The sequence below is a fragment of the Methylobacterium organophilum genome (assembly GCF_022179465.1).
In the GTDB taxonomy this organism is placed as follows: domain Bacteria; phylum Pseudomonadota; class Alphaproteobacteria; order Rhizobiales; family Beijerinckiaceae; genus Methylobacterium; species Methylobacterium organophilum.
In genome coordinates this window covers 85,681-105,129 of sequence record NZ_BPQV01000001.1, presented here as the reverse complement: position 1 = coordinate 105,129, position 19,449 = coordinate 85,681, and the positions used below count along the sequence as shown (strand labels likewise).

Below are 19,449 nucleotides of genomic sequence, written 5' to 3'. Positions count from 1 at the left end.
TGCGTGGATGCGGCTCTAGAGCGTCAGGGCCGAGCCTGCAAACACTCTCTTGTGCGCGATCCGCTCATACCCCCGCGATGGCGGCCTCCGGATCCTGCGCTGCCCCCTGCTGCCCCGCCTTGCGGCGCGCCGCCACATAGGCGTGGACGGGCTCCGGGGCGGCCGTGAAGGCGATGTAGTCGAAGGTGTCCGGGCGGCAACTCGACATCAGCAGCTGGAAATGCATGCGGAACAGGTTCCAGCGCCGCCGGGCCACGATCCGGGGCTCGATCAGGTCCTCGATCCGCACGTGCTGCGCCACGAGCCGCCCCGGGGCGGCCGCCGGGAGCCCGCTCGCCTGGAGGGGATCGCGCAGGTGGATCGAAAGCCAGTCCCATTTGGCTCTGAGGTCGAGCCAAGCGATCGCCGAGGCGGCTCCGAAGCGCTGGAGCGCGGCCCGCATCTCCACTGCCCGGGGGTCGAGGGTGATCCAGGGAATTACGCTGCCGATGGTAACGAGGGTCACGGGCGTGCTGCGGCGGCCGAAATCGGGGTCGGTGGACAGGAGCCGGTCCAATGCTTCGATCGCGAGGAAGCTCGACGAGGAATGGCCGATCACCACGATCTCGTCCGCCTGGCCTTCCGCGGCGCGGATTTTCTCGGCCCAGGCGCCGAGCCGGTCGCGCATGCGGGTCTCGGCCCCGCTCGCGTGGTCGTGGGTGAAGGCCGTGTCGTCGACGAGGTGGGCGATGTAGAGCGGCTTGCCCTTGGTGACGCGGGTGATGAGCCCCAGGATTCCGTAGGCTACGAGCGGGATCAGGAGAGCGGTCAGTGCGGCCGGCCCGCCGCTGAGGGGCGTGCCCGTCACCAGCAGCGTCGCCGCCGCAACGGCCAGCAGCACGAAGGCGGCGTAGATCTGATGCACGCCGTAGATGACTCGGGCGAAGCGGCGCGCCTCCTTGCGGAAGGCTTTCGTGTAGCCGCTGCGCCGGAGACGCCACCAGAGCGCTGGGATCGCCCAAAGGCGCGTCAGGTTGGAGCGGGGGAAGCGGCTGCGGACGATCTCTTCCCAGCGCAGAAGCGTATAGCGCGTCTCGGCCTGCCGTGCCCCGGCTTCGCAGCGGATCGTCCAGTCGAGGCTGAGGCCATCGGAGTTCCGCACCGGCTCGCCGACCGTGATTCCGAGGCCACGCCGACCAGCCGTGAAGCGGGCTTCGCGGCGATAGAGGCCCCAATAGGTCTCGGGATCGCGCGGATCGAAGCCGGGCAGGTAGAAGACCTGACGGCGGAAGGGGGCGCTCGAAGCGGGACTCTCGGAAATGACTCGGCGGCTCCTCGGGCGAAGGCGTGAGGGAGCCGCGTGCCTACACGATGCAGATCGCCAGGGGCGAGTGCGAAAGAGTCACGCGCGCAACCGGAAGGGCACGCTTGGACGATCGCCCGTGGGCAGGGCTTGGCTCTCACGCAAGCCAGATACGAACGCCGAGGTCTTGCTGCATCGTTTTCCGAAGGCGAGAACCATCATTCTGATCAATCCTTCGGTGTCGTGGTAACTGCGCCTTCACGGGGAGGGCCCTAGGCTGCAGGCATGACCTCCATCGCCTCGCAAGCCACGCAGATGCTGGCCGCCTCGTTCTCGCAGAACGTCGGCACGGCCGTGGCACGCCAGCAGATCGATGCGGAGCGCGCCGTCGCCGATCTCGTGGCGAGTACGGCGAATGCGTCGCCCGCCCCGCCACAGGGACAGGGCAAGCTCGTCGACGTGAAGGTGTGAACCGGTCGCCCCGCGTCCGATCTTAGCGGTCAGCCGGTGATCGTCCGGCGGCGCTGCCCGTCATCGGCCAGAAATTCCGCGATCGCGGTCACGAAGCGCTCGCCATAGGCCTCGCGTTTGCGCTCGCCGACCCCGTGGACCGAGCGTAGGGCCCAGAGATCGACGGGCTTGGCGCGGGCCATCTCGATCAGCGTCCGGTCGGGGAAGACCATGAAGGCGGCGATGCCTTCCGCCCGGGCGATAGTGGCGCGCAGACCGCGCAGGTGCTGGAACAGGGCCTCGTCCGCCTCGCCGAGCTGAAGGGCGTCGTCCTCGCGGGTGGCGGAACGCCGGCTGCGGGATTCGGCCTTGCGTGGCTCTGGATCGGGGCGCAGCTCGATCCGGTCGCGACCGAACAGGATCGCCTCGCCCTTCTCGGTCATGGACAGGCCGCCATAGCCGTCGGCATTTTCGGCGACCGCGCCTGCCGCGAAGAGCTGGCGTAGGATCGCGCGCCAAGCCGCGACCGGCTTGTCGGCGCCGACGCCGAAGGTCTTGAGGGCGGCGTGGCCGTTGCGACGGATCTGCTCGCTCTCCTTGCCGTGCACGAGGTCGCAGACATAGGCCGCGCCGTAGCGCTGCCCGGTGCGCACGATCGCGGAAAGGAGCTTCTGGGCGGGGACGGTGCCGTCGATCAGGGTCACCCCGCCGCGGCAGAGGTCGCAGCGGCCGCAGGGGGCGCTGGTCTCGCCGAAATAGGCCAGCAGCGACTGGCGGCGGCAGGTCGCGCCCTCGCAGAGCGCGATCATCGCCTCGAGCTTGCGGCGCTCGACCCGGCGCCGCTCGTCCGGGATCTCCTTCTCGTCGATCTGACGGCGCCGCAGGGCCATGTCGTCAAGGCCATAGAGGGTGAGCGTGTCCGCGGGCAGGCCGTCGCGGCCGGCGCGGCCGATCTCCTGGTAATAGCCCTCGACATTGGTCGGCATGTCGGCATGGCAGACGAAGCGCACGTCGGGCTTGTTGATCCCCATGCCGAAGGCGACGGTGGCGGTCATCACCACCCCGTCCTCCTGCAGGAAGGTGTCCTGGTTGCGCATGCGCGTGCCCTGGTCGAGCCCGGCATGGTAGGGGAAGGCCTTGAAGCCATCCGCCTTGAGGCTGTCGGCGAGCTGCTCCACCCGCTTGCGGGACGAGCAATAAATGATGCCGCTCTCCGAGCGCCGGGGGCGCAGGAAACGCTCCAGCTGCCGTGTCGGATTGTCCTTGGGCTCGAACGTCAGCCGGATGTTCGGCCGATCGAAGGAATGGACGAAGGTCCGCGGCGGCCGGCCGGCAGGGAAAAGCCGCTCGGAGATGTCGGCCTGCGTCGCCTGGTCGGCGGTGGCGGTGAGGGCCAGCGTCTGCACGTTGCCCAGCGCCTCGCGGACACGGGCGAGCTCGCGGTATTCCGGCCGGAAGTCGTGCCCCCATTGCGAGACGCAATGGGCCTCGTCCACGGCGAGACGGCGCACGCCGGCCCCGCACAGGGCGTCCATGCAGCCTTCCATCAGCAGCCGCTCCGGCGAGACGAAGAGCAGGCGCAACTCGCCGCTCCGGATCTTGCGCCAGGCCTCGCGCGATTCGGATTCGGCCACCGTGGAATTCAGCGTCGCCGCCTCGATGCCGAAGGCGCGCATCTGCTGCACCTGATCGTGCATCAAGGCGATCAGCGGCGAGACCACCACCGTCAATCCGGCATCCACCAGAGCCGGGAGCTGGTAGGTCATCGACTTGCCCGACCCGGTCGGCATCACGGCGAAGACGTGCTCGCCGTCGAGCACCGCCCCAATCACCTCATCCTGGCCGGGCCGGAAATCGTCGTAGCCGAAGGTCTTTCGGAGCGCGGCACGGGCCTCGTCGAGGCGAGCGGTCATGGTGTCTCTGCGAAAATCGGATCGAAGCCGGAGCGGCCGGTTTGCGGGGCGGGCGTGTAGGCGATGCGTTTCGGATGTCTAAGCAGCGAAGCCGCGCATGCCTCTAAAAACGTCCGCAGCGACGAGGTGAACGCCTCGCCGAGAAGCTGGCACTACGGGCGCGCGGGAGCAAGACCGAGGCGGTGCGTCATGCCCTCGTAAATGAGCCCGCGTGGCGGGAGCTGTCGCCGGACGCATGGCCGGGAGCGATCAAGCCGCTCCGGAATCGCATGGCCCGACAAAGTGTTCTTCGGTGAAGCTGGCAGTGACGGGATATTCGTCGGTGCCCGCGCCCGCGTCTCGCTCCTCGACGTGATAGGGGGCTTCCTGTGCCGAGCCGACCTCAGCGGGTGGCCACAGCGAGAGCCGCGCCGGCCATGACGGCCCCGGACCCGCGGTTGACGGCCCGGCGAGCCCTTTGGGAAGTAAACAGGCGGCGAGCTCGATCAGCCGCGACGGCATAGCCGCCGAGGGTCGTGCTGAGCACGATCACGATGACGGCTGCGATCTCGGCCATTCCGCGCGCATCGAGATGTTCGAGATCGACCACGCTCGGCAGCAGCGCCAGGAAGAACAGCACCACCTTCGGGTTGCCGAGGGTCAGTGCGAAGCCGCCGAGAAACAGGCGCAGGCGGCCCTCGCCATGCAGGGGCTCTGCCGTCACCGATTCGACCGGTGCGGTCCAGGCGCGCCATGCGAGATAAAGGAGATAGGCCGCGCCGAGATAGCGGAGCCCGATGAACAGGGCTGCGAAGCTCTGTGCGAGCACCGCGAAGCCGGTCGCCGCGATAGAGAACCAGACGAGGTCCCCGACGAGGAAACCCACGATGAAGGCCGGCACGCCGCCTGGCCCACGCGCCAGGACGCGGGCGACGAGGGCGACCACACCGGGCCCCGGCGTGGCGACGGCGACCGCATAGACGGTGGCGAACAGGGCGAGGCTCGACAGGGGCATGGCGGAATCAGGCGTCGGACGGCACCACGTGGCCGTCCACAATCCGTATCACATCGGCGCGCCCGTCGAGCTCCACGAACAGGGCCGGATCCGCCCCCGTCATCCAGACCTGTCCCGGCAGCGCCTCCAGGGCGTCGAACAGGCCGGCGCGGCGGCGCGGGTCGAGATGGGCGGCGACCTCGTCGAGGAGGATGAGGGGCGCAAGCCCACTCATCGCCTGGACGAGGCGGGCATGGGCGAGGACGAGCCCGATCAGCAGGGCCTTCTGCTCGCCCGTCGAGGCGGTCGCGGCGGGCACGTCCTTCGGCCCGTGACGCACGACGAGATCCGTCGTCTGCGGTCCGATGAGGGTACGACCCGCAGCGCGGTCGCGATGGCGCCCCTGCTGCAGGGCGCGGCGGAAGCGGTCCTCCGCCTCCAGAGCCGGCCAGACCGCGACGAGGTCGTCGAGATCGCCTTCGAGCCGAACGCTCGCCCAGGGAAAAGGCTGTGCGTCGTCCCTGTTCTCGGCGATCAGGCGGTCGAGGCGCTCCACGGTCTCCCGGCGGGCAAGGGCGACGGCGATGCCGAGCTCGGCCACCTCGCGCTCGATGGCGTCGAGCCAGCGGGCATCGTCGGGGCGTTCCTCCAGCAGGCGGTTGCGCGAGCGCAGCGCCCGTTCCATCGCGGAGACCCGGGCGCCGTGCCCGGCATCGACGGCAAGCACGAGCCGGTCGAGGAAGCGCCGTCTGTCGCCGGCCGGACCGCGGAACAACCCGTCGAGATCCGGCGTCAGCCAGACCACGCGCAGGAATTCCGAGAAGGCGACGGGTGAGGAGGCCGCGGCACCGTCGATCCGGCACAGCCGCGCCGCCCGGCCGTCATGCCCCGGCGGCTCCAGGCCGGTGCCGAGTCGGTGACCGTCTCCGTCGCCGGACAGGGTCGCGGACACGGCAAAGCCCCCCGGACCACCTTGGCGGGCCATGGTCGCGAAATCTGCCCGCCTCAGGCCGCGGCCCGGGCAGAACAGCGAGATCGCCTCCAGAAGATTGGTCTTGCCCGCTCCGTTCTCGCCCACCAGCGCGACAAAGCGCCGCCCGAGCACGAGATCGAGATCGGCGTGGTTGCGGAAGTCGCGGGCGATCAGGCGGCTGAGGCGCGGCGCCCCGGCCGGCATCGTATCCATGCAAACGATATAGACGCAGGCGTCGTCTTCGAAACCTGCGTCACACCCGCATCGGCATCAGCACGTAGAGGGCAGAGGCGCCTTCTTTGTCCTGGATCAGGGTCGGGGAGCCCGGATCCGCCAGCTTGAACAGGGCGGTGTCGCCCTCGAGCTGGCCGGTGATGTCGAGCAGGTAGCGGGCGTTGAAGCCGATATCGAGAGTGGCCGCATCGTAGTCGACGTCGAGCTCTTCCGTGGCCGAGCCGGAATCCGGATTGTTCACCGAGAGGGCGAGGCGCCCCTCGCCCATGGCGAGCTTCACGGCGCGGCCCCGCTCGGACGAGATCGTCGAGACGCGGTCCACTGCCTTGGCGAACTCGTCGCGCTGGACGGTGAGGTACTTGTCGTTCCCGGAGGGGATGACCCGCTGGTAATCGGGGAAGGTGCCGTCGATCAGCTTCGAGATCAGCGTCACGCCGCCGGCGAAGCGCAGGCGGATCTTGGCCGGCGACAGCTCGACCTCGACGGTCTCGCCGCCATCGTCCACGAGCTTCTGAATTTCGGCCACGGCCTTCCGCGGCACGATGATGCCCGGCATGCCGCCGCTGCCTTCGGGAGCGTCGATCTCGACACGGGCGAGGCGATGCCCGTCGGTGGCGACCGCCCGCAGTTTCAGCCCGGCATCGGCATCGAGCGTGTGCAGGTAGATGCCGTTGAGGTAGTAGCGCGTCTCCTCCGTCGAGATCGCGAACTGCGTCTTGTCGATGAGACGCTTCAGGTCGAGGCCGCCGATGGTGAAGCGGTGGGGCAATTCGCCCGCGGCGAGATCCGGGAAGTCCCCTTCCGGCAGCGCGCCCAGGGCGAAGCGCGAGCGGCCCGAACGGATCGTCATCTGCCCGGTCTCACCGCTCGTCTCCAGGGAGACCTGCGCGCCTTCGGGCAGCTTGCGGACGATGTCGTAGATGACATGCGCCGGCACCGTGGTGGCGCCCGCATCGACCACATCGGCGGGAATCGTCTCGGTCACCTCGATGTCGAGGTCGGTCGCCTTCAGCTCAAGCCCGTCCGGCCCGCCGCGCAGCAGCACGTTGGAGAGAATCGGGATCGTGTTGCGACGCTCGACGACCCGGTGCACGTGGCCGAGCGACCTGAGAAGGGCCGCGCGCTCGACGGTGACTCTCATCTTTCGAAAAACTCTGGCTTCGACCGATCGTCCCGCGACTGTCCGAGATCGGGCGCGGTCCGGCAACTTGGCGAACCGGCACCGGCAACGCAAGAGACCGGGCCGCGATCAACCCCAAGTGATTGGCGGCGCAGGTCGGGGTGGACCGGATCGCGAGCGACGGTTCGGCTCCGAAAACGACGACGCCGCACCCCCTCGGATGGGGCGCGGCGTCCGGCGATGTGGTCCTTTGGCGTTCGGCTCAGTCCATCAGCATGCGCTTCAGGAGTTCGACTTCGTCGCCGAGCGTCGCGTCCTCGCCGATCTGCTTCTCGATCTTGCGCACGGCATGGAGGACCGTGGTGTGGTCGCGCCCGCCGAAACGGCGGCCGATCTCCGGGAGCGAGCGCAGCGTCAATACCTTGGAGAGGTACATGGCGATCTGACGCGGCTTCACCACGGCGGCGGTGCGCCGCTCCGACAGGATGTCGGAGCGCGAGACGTTGTAGCGGCTCGCGACGAGCTTTTGGATGTCCTCGATCTTGATGCGCTTGGGCTCGCGGTTCTTCACGAGATCGCGGATCGCGTTCTCCGCGGTCTCGACCGTCACGGGAGCGCCGGTGAGCGTCGCGTGGGCGAGCAGCCGGTTCACCGCGCCTTCGAGGTCGCGTCCGTTGGCGGTTATGGCCTTGGCGACGTAGCTCGCCACGGCCGGCGAGACCTCGAAGCCGGGATGGGCGAGGCGCACCGCCGTGAGCCGCGCCTGCAGGATGGAGGCGCGCAGCGACTCGTCGAGGCTGCCGATCTCGACGACGAGGCCGCCGGCCAGGCGCGAGCGCACCCGCTCGTCCAGGGCCTCGAGCTCGGTCGGCGGCCGGTCGGAAGCGACGATCACCTGCTTGCCCGCATCGACCAGCGCGTTCAGCGTGTGGCCGAATTCCGCCTGGATCGACTTGCCCTGGATGAACTGCACGTCGTCCAGGATCAGCAGGTCGATGGCGCGCAGCCGCTCCTTGAAGGCGAGGGCGTTCTGCGTGCGTAGGGCGTTGACGAAGCCGTACATGAAGCGGTCGGCGGTGAGGTAGATCACCCGGCGCCCGCCCTCGCGGGCCGCGTGGCCGATCGCGTGCAACAGGTGCGTCTTGCCCAGGCCCACGCCGGCATGGACGTAGAGCGGGTTGTAGAGGGTGCCCTCGCCTTCGTGGCTCGCGACCCGCTCGGCCGCGGCATGGGCCAGGGCGTTGGAGCGGCCGACCACGAAGTTCGAGAAGGTGAGGCGGGGGTCGAGCGGAGCTCCGTTCAGGTCACCCGGTACCCCGGTCTCTGCGCGCTGGAGCGGCAGTTCTGCGTCCGGCAGCGGCTCGGCGCCGGTGGAGATGGCTGCCATGGAGGCGGCGCTGGCCTGGATGCGGGCGAGCGGCGCACTCGTCGGGTGAGGCTTGGCCGATGCGGAGGCCGGCCGCGGCGAGGCCGAGGGGCCGCGCACGCCGACTTCGATGCGCTCGACGGCCTCCGTCTCGGCCCGGAAGGTGTTCAGGACGCGGTCGAGATAATGCGACTCGATCCAACTCTTGAGGAACCGGGTTGGCACGGTGAGGCGGGCGGTCCCGCCGCTCACGTCCTCCAGTTCCAGCCGGGCGAACCAGCTCGCGAATACGTCCTCGCCGAGTTCGGCGCGCAGCCGCCGCTTCACCCGGGTCCAGGCGGCCGGGACGTCGCTCCCGTTCTCGCCGTTCCTGCCGCCACCGGCACCGTCCGCCATACTGCCGTCGAGGTGCATCATACGCTCTCCTCGCAGCCGGAACGGGGAGCCGCCGCGGCTGCGTACGCACACACTGAGTAAGAGGTGGACTCGCGGAGATTCGCGAGGCCCCCGAATCGTCATGGGGCTGTCAAGGCCCGCACCGCCGCCGCTTGGCGATGGTGGAGGTCTATCAACAATTCTCTATCGTTCTCCTAACATTGGGAGTTATGGGGACAGTTCGGCCCCGCTTCCTGCGGCGCGGCAAAGCAGCGTCGAGATGAGAATCCGCAGGCGACTTGGGGATCATGCCGGTGCAAGTCGTTGAAACTTGGTATCCAAGCGACTTTGGATACGTTTTGTTAAGCTACACGGCGTGCATGACGCGCTGCAACTGGAACAATTTTGATTATCGTTAACGGGTTCTGAAACCGGTGTCCGTCTGGGGGCTGCAAGGGGCGCCCGGGGACAACTCGAAACATCCTGTGAACAACTCGCGCTCGACGGTGCACAAGCGTGTCGGGCGATCCTTGGGGTCGTGCGCGGCGCGCGAGGCATGAAAAAAGCCCCGCCGAATGGCAGGGCTGATTCCGAATCGAACGCGATGAGAGGCGGTGCTGGCCCTCAGGCCGCGAGCGCCTTCACCCGAGCGCTGAGGCGCGAGACCTTCCGGGAGGCATTGTTCTTGTGAACGATGCCGTGCTGGGCGGCGCGCATGATCTCCGGCTCGGCGGCGCGCAGCGCCTCGAGAGCCTTGGAGGAATCGCCGGTGGCAATGGCCTCCTCGACCTTGCGGACGAAGGTGCGCATGCGGGAGCGGCGCGAGCGGTTGATCGCCGTGCGCTTGGCGATCTTGCGGGTCATTTTCTTGGCCGACACGGTGTTGGCCATGGGCATCCTCGTTTGGTCGGGCGGCGCCGATGCGCCCCGCTCTCAAAGGGAGCGGCCGATCGGCCGGCGCGTCATGTCTTCAGGCAATGACGAAGCCGCCGATTCGCACTGATGGCGCCCGGCGGCGGATGGGGCTCTATATCGGCGCTCCGGTCCTGCGTCAATCAAGTTGAGCGCGGGCCCGAAAAGCGTCGAGATAGGCCGTTCGCACCAGAGCCTCCGGAGCTTACGGAGCCACATCGCCGCGCGTCATCCTCCGAAACGGCCCGATCATCAAGGGGGACACTGTTCGCACGGCAGGAGAGGGAAGCTGTGTTCCGCACAGCGACCTCTTTCATGGTCGGGCGAAAAACAGGGTGGGCCAACCGGGCGCGGAGGGACGGATGCAGGCTTCGCCGGTGCGGCGCCGCGGCCACGTCGCGCATGGTCGGGCTCGTCTTCTTGCCTCGGCGGCCGAGAAGGCGTTGCAAAGCCGTCCGGCTTCCGCTAATGCCGCCTCCGTCCGGGGCCGACGCGCTGCCGGCCCTCCTGCTGCGGTAGCTCAGTGGTAGAGCACCTCATTGGTAATGAGGAGGTCGAGAGTTCAATCCTCTCTCGCAGCACCAGTTTTCCAAAACACTTAAGTTTCAGGCACCGAACCTGCGGTATCTCGGCGGCAGAGCCGGGGATGCGCGGCGCTGCCTTGGGTATGCCGATGATCGGAGATGCCGTTGGGAAGCCGCTACGGGCTTGAGATCCGCACGGCAACGGCCGCCGATGCGCCCGGCCTCGCCGAATTGATGCGGGCCGCCGGGCATCCGGTACCCTCGCATGTGCTGGCCGAGCAGCTCGACGCGATCCGTTACACGCATGGCACGGCCCTGCTCGCGCTGGAATGGGGGCCGCCGAGCGGCATCGTGGTCCTGCACTGGTATCCGGCCCTCGAACAGGCCTTCCCCATCGCTCAGATCACGCAGTTGCTGGTGGGCCCGGAGGAACGTCGCCGCGGCATCGGGCGCCAGCTCCTCAAGGCCGCCGCCCAAGCCGCCCGCATGGCGGGCTGCGGCAGCTTGCAGCTTCTCGTGCCGCCGCAGGTGCCGGGTCTGGGGGCATTCTGCGAGGCGACCGGCTTCCTCGAGACCGCAGGCTGCTTCGTGCGCCCCCTTCGGAAGAAAAGCTGACGGGCGGCCGTGCCGCGAGAGTGACGGGCTCTTCCGTCCAGGCTGCTGGTCGGATCGGCTCCGTCCCGCAAAGGTCCCGATGCGTGTCCCGATCTCGACACTCGGAAGAATGAAAGCGACGACGCGGGGATAGGGCATCGCTTTCCCTTGCCAAACGTTCCTGTGGTAGCGCCTCTTTGACGAGGCCCGAGCCGATCCCTAGGCTTCACCACGATGACGACCGAGACCGACGCCGCACTCGCGGAGGAGAACGCCCCGACCACGCGCTGTCGCATCATCGCGACTGCGGAGCGCTCGTTCCGGGAGATCGGCTACCAGAAGACCACGGTGGCCGACATCGCGAAGACGCTCCGGATGAGCCCGGCGAACGTGTACCGGTTCTTCGACTCGAAGAAGGCGATCAACGAAGCGGTCGTGGAGCGCCTCACCAGCGAGATCGAAGCGCTGATCCTCAGCATCGCGGATGCGCCGGGCCTCAGCGCTGCCGATCGGCTGGCGGACATCATCACGACCCTCCATCGCGATTGTCTGGAGCGCTGCGAGGCGTTCCCCCGCATGCATGAGATGGTCGAGGCGGCGATGACCGAGAGCTGGGACGTCTGCCGCAAGCATGTCGACCGGATCGGTGCCGTCTTCGAGCGCGTCGTAGCCGACGGCGTGCGCCGGGGGGAATTCACCGTCTCAGATCCCGTGACCGCGGCCGCCTGCATCCACGTGGCGATCGTGCGCTACTGCCATCCCGTTCTGGTGAGCCAGACGCCGGACGCACCCGTGCCGCCACTCGAGGCGATGATCGCCTTCCTGCTCGGCGGCCTGCGCCCGGCCGCCTGACTCGGGAGCGAGAACCGGCATCGACTCGGCGAGACTGTGGGCCGTGATGCTTCGAGGATGACGAGGCGGGCTTGGCCCGTCGTGCCCAGATCGTGAGGATCCCGCAGCCTTCTACGGAGCCGCCGGCTGCATCTCGGCGACGATGGCCTGGGCCACCGCTCTGGGATCAGCGGCGCCGGTGATCGGTCGGCCGACGACGACGTGGTCGATCCACGCTGCCCGGGCCTGGCCCGGGGTCATCACCCGCTTCTGGTCGCCGTGATCGGCGCCGGCGGGGCGGATGCCGGGGGTGACGATGAGCCGGTCCGGCCCCGCAATGGCGCGCACGCGCTCCGCCTCCGCCGCCGAGCAGACGATGCCGTCGATCCCGGCTTCGGCGGCCTGGGCCGCGCGCCGGGCGACGAGCTCGCCCACGGGTAGGGCATAGCCCGCTTCCGCCGCGTCCGCATCGTCGTAGGAGGTGAGCACGGTCACCGCCAGGATCTTCAGGCCGGCCCCGCGTCCGCGCAGGGCGGCCCGCATAGTCTGCGGATAGGCATGCACGGTGAGGAAGGTCGCGCCGAGGTCGGAGACGGCGCGCACGCCCTCTTCCACCGTGTTGCCGATGTCGTGGAGCTTGAGGTCGAGGAAGACCTTGAGACCGCGCCGGGCGAGATCGGCTGCAAGGGCGAGGCCGCCGGCATACCCCAAGCGGTAGCCGATCTTGTAGAAGGTGGCGGCATCGCCGATCCGGTCGATCAGCGCCTCCGCCTCGGCCACGCTCGGCAGGTCGAGGGCGACGATCAGGCGGTCGCGGGGATCGGCGAAATCGGGCATCGGCAACTCTGCAGCGGGGCAGTCCGCACCATCACGCCGAGGGCGGCCCTGTCAACGCTGCCGGCGGCTCCATCACCCGCGCCACCTCCTCCCGCAGCACCGGCAGAAGCTCCGCCTCGAACCAGGGATGGCGCTTGAGCCAGCCGCTGTTGCGCCAAGAGGGATGGGGCAGAGGCAGCACGCGGGGGCGGCGCGGGGCGTCGAGGATCGCGCGCCAGTCCCGCACCGTCTCGGTCAGACCCCGGCCGCGGCCGAGATGCCAAGCCTGCGCGTATTGTCCGATCACCATGATCAGCTCGATCCGCGGCAGGCCGGCGAGGAGCGCCTCCCGCCAGCGCGGAGCGCATTCCCGCCGCGGTGGCAGGTCGCCCCCCTGGGCATCGTGGCCGGGGAAACAGGCGCCCATCGGCACGATGGCGAGCCGGGAAGCGTCGTAGAAGGCCGTCTCGTCGAGGCCGAGCCAATCGCGCAGACGGATGCCGGAGGGGTCCTGAAAGGGCACACCGCTGCGGAAGGCGCGGTTGCCCGGCGCTTGGCTCGCGATGCAGAGTCGGGCGGAGCGGCTGCCCTGCACGATCGGGCGGGGTTCGACCGGCAGGGGCGGGCCGAAGGCGGGGGCGTCCCGGCAGAGCCGGCAGGCGCGCAGATCCGCGGCGACATCCTCGAAGGCGGTGGAAGAGGGGGACATGCTTCCTGAGATGGAGAGGCGTCCTTGTTCTGGCGAGCGGGGCGTTACCGTGTCGCGTCGGCCTTCCGGCTCGGGTCACGCCCTCGGGATTCACGCAGAAGACGTAGGTGTCGATGGTGCGGTAGCGTCGCTGCCCGCGACAAACTTGTCGAGGGCCGCGGCCTTATCGGCTGCCACCGCGGCGCCCCGGTTCGACAGCCACTTCGCGTCGCCTTCCGCGCCGCCCTCGCCGCCCTCGCCGCAGGCGAAGGTATGGGTGGGCGATAGCGCGGAGATTGCCAGCAGGGGCGCGAAGCCTGATTTGCGCCTCATCGCGTGCCCCCAGGGATCAGGATGGATTGCGAGTCGTCGCGATGAGACGTGCCGAAAATTGATTTCGCAAGATTCCGGTCGATCGCGCCTTCGTTCATGATGTTGGGGGATGTTCCGAGGCGAGCGCGAAGTCTTGGCGCTGAGGCGGCGCTTCGCGCAGGCCGATGGAGGAGCCTTCTGCAGCACCCCGACCCCTCTCCACACGGGGACGCTTCAAACGTCTCTCAGGGCCCGACCGAGATCTCGGAAGTCACTCCGCGCGATCGGATGGCGCTCAGGCCCCCTTCAGCCCGGCCGTGTCGAGGGGCAGGGAGCGCAGGCGCTGGCCGGTTGCCGCGAAGATGGCGTTCGAGATGGCCGGGGCCAGCACCGGGACGCCGGGCTCGCCGATGCCGGTCGGGTCGGTGGTGGAGGGGGTGATGTGCACCTCCACCTTTGGCATCTCGCTGATCCGGGTCGGCTGGTAGCTGTCGAAGTTCGTCTCCTGCACCATGCCGTCCTTCAGGGTGATCCGGTTGCGCAGCACGGAGGACAGGGCGAAGCCGACTGCTCCCTCCACTTGGGCGCGGATCACGTCCGGGTTCACGGGGATGCCGACATCGACCGCGGCGACGATGCGGTTCACCTTCACGCCGGAGGCGCCCACCGTCACGTCCGCCACCATAGCGACGTACGAGCCGAAGGATTCGTGGGCGGCGATGCCGTAGGCGCGGCCCTTCTCCGCCGGCTTGTCGGCCCAGCCGGCCTTCTCGGCGGCGAGTTTCAGAACCCCCGAGAGCCGCGGCGCGCGGTTCAGGAGCGACAGGCGATAGGCGAGGGGATCGGCCCCGGCGGCGTGGGCCAGTTCGTCGATGAACACCTCCATCGCATGGGCGGTGTGGGTATGGCCGACCGAGCGCCACCACAGGACGGGCACGCCCTCGCGGGCATTGTGCACTTCGAAGCGGTAGGCGGGGAGCTGGTAGGGCGTGTCCGAGGCGCCCTCGACGGTGGTGGAATCGATGCCGTTCTTGATCAGCATCGCCTCGAAGGGCGAGCCGATCATGATCGACTTGCCGACCATGACGTGCTGCCAGCCGAGGATGGCACCTTTGGCATCGAGGCCGGCCCTGACCTTGTGGTAGACGGTCGGGCGGTAGAAGCCGCCGGCCATGTCGTCCTCGCGGGTCCAGACCAGATGGACCGGCGCCTTGCCGTCCCAGGCCTTCACGATCTGGGCGGCTTCCGCGAAGTAATCCGCACCCGGCGTCGCTCGGCGGCCGAAGGAGCCGCCGGCCCATTGGGTATGCAGCCGCACCTTCTCCGGCGTGATGCCGAGGGTGGCGGCTACCACCGCTTGCTCGATCGTCTGGAGCTGGCAGCCGGCATAGACGTCGAAGGAGCCGTCGGCGGCCCGCTCGATCGTGGCGTTCAGCGGCTCCATTGCCGCATGGGCGAGATAGGGGAAGCTGAACTCAGCTTCCAGCACCTTGGCCGCCCCGGCGATCGCCTTGTCGGGCTCGCCGCTCGCCGAGGCGACGAGGCCGGGCTTCTCGGCCAGGGTGCGGTATTCCGCAAGGATCGTATCGGAGGAGCGCGTTTCGGCGGCGGAGTCGTCCCAGGTCACCGACAGGGCCTCGCGGCCCTTCATGGCGCTCCAGGTGTCCCTGGCGATCACGGCGACGCCGGTCGGGATCGTCACCACCGCGAGGACGCCGGGCACGGCGTATGCGGCCTTGTCGTCGACGCGTTTCGGCACCCCGCCAAAGCGCGGGCTGTGGGCGACGAGGGCGGTTACCTGGCCCGGGCGGCGGATGTCGAGGGAGTAGATCGCGCTGCCGTTGGTCTTGGCCACGGAATCGAGGCGGGGCACCCGTGTGCCGATCAGCGTCCAGGCGCCCGGCTCCTTGAGCTTCGGCTCCTGCGGCACCGGCAGGCTCGCCGCCGTCTCCGCGAGTTCGCCGAAGCGGGCCGCCCGGTTCGAGGCGGCATGGCGTACCACGCCCTTCTCGACCGTGACCTCGGCTACCGGCACCTTCCAGCGATAGGCGGCGGCGGTCACCAGCATCTCGCGGCCCGCGGCGCCCGCCTTGCGCAACTGGTACCAGGAATTGGCGATGGCGGTGGAGCCGCCGGTGCCCTGCACCGGGCCCATCAGCAGGTTGTTGTAGAGCCGCGCATCGGCGGGGGCGAAGGCGGTGCGCACCTTCGACCAGTCGGCGTCGAGCTCGTCGGCCAGGATGGTGGCGAGCCCGGTCGTGTTGCCCTGGCCCATGTCGAGATGCTTGATCATCACCGTGACGGTGTCGTCGGGGGCGATGCGCAGGAAGGCGTTAGGCTGGGCCCCGACCTTCGACAGATCGGGGCCCCCAGCCGCGCGGGCCGGATTGCGCAGGTCGAGGCGGAAGCCGATCAGGATCGCGCCCGTGGCGACCGCGCCGCCGCTGAGGAACGCGCGGCGGGAAGGGGCGGGGTGCTGGGCGTCGGGCCGGGCGGTTTTCAGCATAGGGACCTCCGGTGCGGCAGGGAGCCTGAGGAATCTGCGGCCCCGCCGAAGCGGTGGGGCGGCGAGGGGCCTTTCGGCCTCGGAGGGGCTCAGCCCAGGGTCCGGGAAGCCTCGTGGATGGCGGCGCGGATGCGCTGGTAGGTGCCGCATCGGCAGACGTTGCCGTCCATGGCACCGTCGATATCGGCATCCGAGGGCTTCGGATTGTCGGTAAGCAGGCCGATGGCCGACATGATCTGGCCGGACTGGCAGTAGCCGCACTGGACCACGTCGAGCCCGCGCCAGGCGGTCTGGACGGCCTCGGCGACCTTCCCGGACACGCCCTCGATGGTCGTGACCTTGGCCTCGCCGACATCGCCGATGCGGGTTTGGCAGGCGCGCACCGGCTGCCCGTCGAGATGCACGGTGCAGGCGCCGCACTGGGCGATGCCGCAGCCATACTTGGTGCCCGTCATGTCGAGGCGGTCGCGCAGCACCCAGAGCAGGGGCATCTCGGGATCGGCCTCGACCTGATGCGACGTCCCGTTGACGGTGATCGTGAACATGCCAGTCTCCGATCGCAAGGCCCCAAGCGCTGGGGTTAGTCCCGGTCTCGCCCCGGCCGATGTGCGCCGGCGCACATGAGGCCGCGGCGGCCTCGAGCCGCTTTCTGCCGGTACGGTGAAAACTCTCCCGGTCTCGGCAGCCGGTTCTTAACATATCGCGCGCAATCTGGGTCTTCCGATCCGGGGCAGGCCCCCCGCCGCTCCGCCCCCCAGCGTTCCCACACCGGCATGCCCGATCTGACGGCGGAGATGGTTCAGCGCGGACGTGGGCCGTCCTCGCAGGAGGTGGCTCGCCGCCGCGGTATCGCGCGCGAGATGCGCTCGGCGCGCGAACGTCTGACCTCGAAGAGCGGGCTGGAGCGCGCCTTCGACCACGAATTGATGCGGCTCTACGCCGAGTACCGCGCCGGGTCCTGCATCCCGCTCGTGTTGCTGGCCCTTGCGCTGGCCGTGGCCGCGACCCTGCGCGTGTCGCCGGCCACCGTCGGCATCGGGTGCTGCGGCGTGATTCTCGTCGTCCTCATGATGACGCGTCTCTGCCGCCGCTTCCTGCGCGGGGGGCACGACGTCGCCGCGCTCCGGCGCTGGCGCAATGTGTTCATCCTCGGGGAGTTCGTGCAGAGCGGCGCCTGGGCGGGGATGATCCTGCTCACCGCGATGGAGGCGCGCACTTTCGCCCTGTTCGGTCTCACCATCGTCGCGGCGGTTGCGACCATGGTCGCGGCCACCGTTCCCATCGCGGCGCTCGGCGGGGTGTTGCCGCTGACGCTGGCCGCGCTGTCTCTGCTCCTGGTCTCGCAGGATGCGAACATGATCCTGCTCGTCGTGATGACGGTGGGGTCGCAGGCTTTCTTCACCGTGCTCTCGCGCCGGCTCTACGCCTCCGCGGTCGGGACCGTGCAGTCGCGGGCGGAGAAGGACGCCATCTTCGCCGAGCTGGAGCAGGCCAAGGCCAATTCCGACGAGGCCCGGCGCCGGGCGGAGGAGGCCAACCTCGCCAAGTCCCGCTTCCTCGCCACCATGAGCCACGAGCTGCGCACGCCGCTCAACGCCATCCTTGGCTTCTCCGAGGTGATGAAGAACGAGGTCTTCGGGCCCCACACCGCTCCGGCCTATCTCGAATATTCCAACGACATCCACGACAGCGGGATGCATCTTCTGAACCTGATCAACGAGATCCTCGACCTCTCGCGGATCGAGGCGGGGCGCTACGAGCTGAACGAGGAGGCGGTGCAGCTCGCCCACACGGTCGAGGAGTGCAGGCACATGATGGCCCTGCGGGCGCGGGGGAAGAACCAGTCCATCCAGTGCCTGATCGATGACTCGCTGCCCCGCCTCTGGGCGGACGAGAGGGCGCTGCGCCAGATCGTGCTCAACATCCTGACAAACGCCGTGAAGTTCACGCCTCAGGGCGGCGAGATCGTGCTCAAGGTTGGCTGGACCGCCTCGGGCGGACAATATGTGAGCGTGAAGGATTCCGGGCCGGGCATCCCCGAGGAGGAGCTCGGCATCGTGATGTCGTCCTTCGGCCGCGGGGCGCTCGCCATCAAGACCGCCGAGCAGGGCTCGGGTCTGGGGCTGCCCATCGTGAAGGGCTTGGTCGATCTCCATGGCGGCGGCTTCCAGCTCGTCTCGAAGCCACGCCACGGCACAGAGGTCATCGTCACCTTCCCGGCGACCCGCGTGATGGACGCGCTGCCCGCGGTCGATCTCAGTGCGCCGGTCGCCGAGGAGCCCCCGCGTCGGCGCCGGCGACGTCCCTGGGCGGCCTGAGGGCTCAGGGCAGCGCGCCCGCCAGGATCGACCAGGCGCCGAGATCCGATGGCAGGCGCCAGACCAGGGCGCTCGCGCCGCGATGCTCCACATGCAGGCCCGGCGCCTCCGCAGGCGCCCCGGCGGCCGGGACGACCTCCAGCGCGAAGCTCTCCGGTCCAGGCATGCCGAGGGAGGCCCAGCGCCGATAGGCCTCGATCAGAATCCGTGCCGCTTCCTGCGTGCCGTAGACCTCGAGCCGGTCGCCGCGGAGCAGGGCGAGGGAGCCGCCCGATGGCGCGCACAGGGCGATCGTGGGCGGGAGTTTTCCGCCCGTCGCGAGGGCGAGGGTCCCCGGCTCCGCGATCCGCAGGAACAGGCCGAAGGCGGCCGCCACCGGCCAGAACGCTGCGAGCGGGAAGGGCCATGAGGCCGTGGGCTCCGAAGGCAGGCCGTACATCCGAAGCGCTTCCTCCAGGCGTGGCAAAGACCGACCGGCCGGCTGGCCCGGCCCGACCAGGGGCACGAAGAAGCCCGGGATCCGTTTCTCGGCGACGAGGCGTGCATCCTCCCGGTGGAGGAGCGCGACCTGGCAGACATCCCCGCCGCCGCGCATCAGGATCGGCACCAGCAGGCGGCCGCCCTCGACGACGTTCGCGAAGAGCGCTGCCGTCAGGTCCCAGGTCGCGGCGGTGACGATCACCCGGTCGAAGGGGCCGCCTGCGACCGCCGCCGTCCCGTCGCCGGTCACGATGGTCGCTTGGTCGAGGCCGAGCCCGGCAAGGTCCTGCCGGCTGCGCGCGGCGAGCTCGGGGATGATCTCGACGCCGACGACGCGGCCCTCCGGGCCGGCGAGCCGCGCCATCACCCCGACGAGCCAGCCCGAGCCCGAGCCGACCTCGAGGACCCGCTGCCCCGGTTCGATCCCGAGCAGGCGCAGTAGCCAGAGGATGTAGCTGGGCTGGGAATTGCTCGACGGCAGGGCGGCCCCGTCCGCGCCGACCGGGCGCATCACGGCATCGCTGTAGATGTCATCAAGGCACGCTTCCGGTGCCGCCTCGAAATCCTGAATGTCCCCGTCGTCACTCAGGCGGAAACGGTGGACGAAATGGTGCCGGGGTGTGGCTCGTACGGCCTCGGCCAGGGAGGGAGGCAGGCCCTCTGCCGCCCCGTAGCGGCGGAAGCTCCTGTCCAGCATCCGGAGGAAGCGGGTTTCGTGCGCGGCCGTCTCGGGTACCGTCATGGCTGGGCCTGATCCGGGCCCTCAGGATGGTCCGCCCGCG

Annotated in this window: 16 protein-coding genes and 1 tRNA gene; 5 read left to right on the top strand and 12 right to left on the bottom strand. The window is 69.2% G+C overall.

The annotated features are described in order from the left end of the window. Positions 1–64: 64 nt before the first annotated feature. A complete protein-coding gene (locus MFF21_RS00430) occupies positions 65–1,300 on the bottom strand; it encodes a hydrolase (RefSeq protein WP_238309627.1) in 1,236 nt (411 codons plus the stop codon). 267 nt (positions 1,301–1,567) lie between these two features. Here MFF21_RS00430 and MFF21_RS00425 point away from each other — a divergent pair, with 267 nt between their 5' ends. Continuing rightward, positions 1,568–1,753, top strand: a complete 186-nt coding sequence (locus MFF21_RS00425) for a putative motility protein (RefSeq protein ID WP_238309218.1) — start codon at positions 1,568–1,570, stop codon at positions 1,751–1,753. Positions 1,754–1,782: 29 nt separating this feature from the next. Here MFF21_RS00425 and recQ read toward each other — a convergent pair whose 3' ends face one another. From recQ to rpsT, 6 genes are all read right to left on the bottom strand, one after another. After that, positions 1,783–3,645 (bottom strand): DNA helicase RecQ, encoded by a 1,863-nt coding sequence (gene recQ / locus MFF21_RS00420; RefSeq protein ID WP_238309217.1) that lies wholly within the window; start codon positions 3,643–3,645, stop codon positions 1,783–1,785. A gap of 382 nt (positions 3,646–4,027) precedes the next feature. After that, a complete protein-coding gene (locus tag MFF21_RS00415; RefSeq protein ID WP_238309216.1) occupies positions 4,028–4,639 on the bottom strand; it encodes a LysE family translocator in 612 nt (203 codons plus the stop codon). Between the two features lie 7 nt (positions 4,640–4,646). After that, positions 4,647–5,804, bottom strand: a complete 1,158-nt coding sequence (gene recF, locus MFF21_RS00410; protein ID WP_238309215.1) for a DNA replication/repair protein RecF — start codon at positions 5,802–5,804, stop codon at positions 4,647–4,649. Between the two features lie 40 nt (positions 5,805–5,844). After that, the gene (gene dnaN, locus MFF21_RS00405) at positions 5,845–6,966 is read right to left on the bottom strand and encodes a DNA polymerase III subunit beta (protein ID WP_238309214.1); all 1,122 of its coding nucleotides are present in this window, start codon (positions 6,964–6,966) and stop codon (positions 5,845–5,847) included. A 241-nt stretch (positions 6,967–7,207) separates the two neighbouring features. Then, the gene (gene dnaA, locus MFF21_RS00400; RefSeq protein WP_238309626.1) at positions 7,208–8,725 is read right to left on the bottom strand and encodes a chromosomal replication initiator protein DnaA; all 1,518 of its coding nucleotides are present in this window, start codon (positions 8,723–8,725) and stop codon (positions 7,208–7,210) included. Positions 8,726–9,310: 585 nt separating this feature from the next. Further along, positions 9,311–9,577, bottom strand: a complete 267-nt coding sequence (gene rpsT, locus MFF21_RS00395) for a 30S ribosomal protein S20 (protein WP_238309213.1) — start codon at positions 9,575–9,577, stop codon at positions 9,311–9,313. Positions 9,578–10,107: 530 nt separating this feature from the next. On the opposite strand from rpsT, the gene MFF21_RS00390 reads away from it, so the two are divergent. The 3 genes from MFF21_RS00390 to MFF21_RS00380 all read left to right on the top strand — a co-directional run bounded on the left by MFF21_RS00390 (position 10,108) and on the right by MFF21_RS00380 (position 11,568). Continuing rightward, positions 10,108–10,182: transfer RNA gene (locus tag MFF21_RS00390), tRNA-Thr, on the top strand. Between the two features lie 105 nt (positions 10,183–10,287). Beyond that, positions 10,288–10,737 (top strand): GNAT family N-acetyltransferase, encoded by a 450-nt coding sequence (locus MFF21_RS00385; protein ID WP_238309212.1) that lies wholly within the window; start codon positions 10,288–10,290, stop codon positions 10,735–10,737. A gap of 213 nt (positions 10,738–10,950) precedes the next feature. Continuing rightward, the gene (locus tag MFF21_RS00380; protein WP_238309211.1) at positions 10,951–11,568 is read left to right on the top strand and encodes a TetR/AcrR family transcriptional regulator; all 618 of its coding nucleotides are present in this window, start codon (positions 10,951–10,953) and stop codon (positions 11,566–11,568) included. A gap of 111 nt (positions 11,569–11,679) precedes the next feature. Here the strand turns inward: MFF21_RS00380 and pyrF are convergent, their stop codons facing one another. The 4 genes from pyrF to MFF21_RS00360 all read right to left on the bottom strand — a co-directional run bounded on the left by pyrF (position 11,680) and on the right by MFF21_RS00360 (position 16,414). Further along, on the bottom strand, positions 11,680–12,384 hold the full coding sequence (gene pyrF / locus MFF21_RS00375) for an orotidine-5'-phosphate decarboxylase (RefSeq protein ID WP_238309210.1): 705 nt from the start codon (positions 12,382–12,384) through the stop codon (positions 11,680–11,682). Between the two features lie 31 nt (positions 12,385–12,415). Continuing rightward, positions 12,416–13,072: a uracil-DNA glycosylase family protein gene (locus MFF21_RS00370; protein ID WP_238309209.1), complete on the bottom strand. Its 657-nt coding sequence runs from the start codon at positions 13,070–13,072 to the stop codon at positions 12,416–12,418. 586 nt (positions 13,073–13,658) lie between these two features. Continuing rightward, complete coding sequence (locus tag MFF21_RS00365; protein ID WP_238309208.1) at positions 13,659–15,869, bottom strand: xanthine dehydrogenase family protein molybdopterin-binding subunit; 2,211 nt, start codon at positions 15,867–15,869, stop codon at positions 13,659–13,661. Between the two features lie 89 nt (positions 15,870–15,958). Continuing rightward, positions 15,959–16,414 (bottom strand): (2Fe-2S)-binding protein, encoded by a 456-nt coding sequence (locus MFF21_RS00360; protein ID WP_238309207.1) that lies wholly within the window; start codon positions 16,412–16,414, stop codon positions 15,959–15,961. Between the two features lie 228 nt (positions 16,415–16,642). On the opposite strand from MFF21_RS00360, the gene MFF21_RS00355 reads away from it, so the two are divergent. Then, positions 16,643–18,187 (top strand): sensor histidine kinase, encoded by a 1,545-nt coding sequence (locus tag MFF21_RS00355; RefSeq protein ID WP_238309206.1) that lies wholly within the window; start codon positions 16,643–16,645, stop codon positions 18,185–18,187. Positions 18,188–18,191: 4 nt separating this feature from the next. On the opposite strand, the gene MFF21_RS00350 is transcribed toward MFF21_RS00355, so the two are convergent. Next, positions 18,192–19,409, bottom strand: a complete 1,218-nt coding sequence (locus MFF21_RS00350; protein WP_238309205.1) for a protein-L-isoaspartate O-methyltransferase family protein — start codon at positions 19,407–19,409, stop codon at positions 18,192–18,194. Between the last annotated feature and the right edge of the window lie 40 nt (positions 19,410–19,449).

What these genes read in the sequence shown, in the direction of transcription:
- MFF21_RS00425 (WP_238309218.1), top strand. Translation starts at nt 1,568, where the DNA reads ATGACCTCCATCGCCTCGCAAGCCACGCAGATGCTGGCCGCCTCGTTC.
- recQ (WP_238309217.1), bottom strand. Translation starts at nt 3,645, where the DNA reads ATGACCGCTCGCCTCGACGAGGCCCGTGCCGCGCTCCGAAAGACCTTC.
- MFF21_RS00415 (WP_238309216.1), bottom strand. Translation starts at nt 4,639, where the DNA reads ATGCCCCTGTCGAGCCTCGCCCTGTTCGCCACCGTCTATGCGGTCGCC.
- recF (WP_238309215.1), bottom strand. Translation starts at nt 5,804, where the DNA reads ATGGATACGATGCCGGCCGGGGCGCCGCGCCTCAGCCGCCTGATCGCC.
- dnaN (WP_238309214.1), bottom strand. Translation starts at nt 6,966, where the DNA reads ATGAGAGTCACCGTCGAGCGCGCGGCCCTTCTCAGGTCGCTCGGCCAC.
- dnaA (WP_238309626.1), bottom strand. Translation starts at nt 8,725, where the DNA reads ATGCACCTCGACGGCAGTATGGCGGACGGTGCCGGTGGCGGCAGGAAC.
- rpsT (WP_238309213.1), bottom strand. Translation starts at nt 9,577, where the DNA reads ATGGCCAACACCGTGTCGGCCAAGAAAATGACCCGCAAGATCGCCAAG.
- MFF21_RS00380 (WP_238309211.1), top strand. Translation starts at nt 10,951, where the DNA reads ATGACGACCGAGACCGACGCCGCACTCGCGGAGGAGAACGCCCCGACC.
- pyrF (WP_238309210.1), bottom strand. Translation starts at nt 12,384, where the DNA reads ATGCCCGATTTCGCCGATCCCCGCGACCGCCTGATCGTCGCCCTCGAC.
- MFF21_RS00370 (WP_238309209.1), bottom strand. Translation starts at nt 13,072, where the DNA reads ATGTCCCCCTCTTCCACCGCCTTCGAGGATGTCGCCGCGGATCTGCGC.
- MFF21_RS00365 (WP_238309208.1), bottom strand. Translation starts at nt 15,869, where the DNA reads ATGCTGAAAACCGCCCGGCCCGACGCCCAGCACCCCGCCCCTTCCCGC.
- MFF21_RS00360 (WP_238309207.1), bottom strand. Translation starts at nt 16,414, where the DNA reads ATGTTCACGATCACCGTCAACGGGACGTCGCATCAGGTCGAGGCCGAT.
- MFF21_RS00355 (WP_238309206.1), top strand. Translation starts at nt 16,643, where the DNA reads ATGCCCGATCTGACGGCGGAGATGGTTCAGCGCGGACGTGGGCCGTCC.
- MFF21_RS00350 (WP_238309205.1), bottom strand. Translation starts at nt 19,409, where the DNA reads ATGACGGTACCCGAGACGGCCGCGCACGAAACCCGCTTCCTCCGGATG.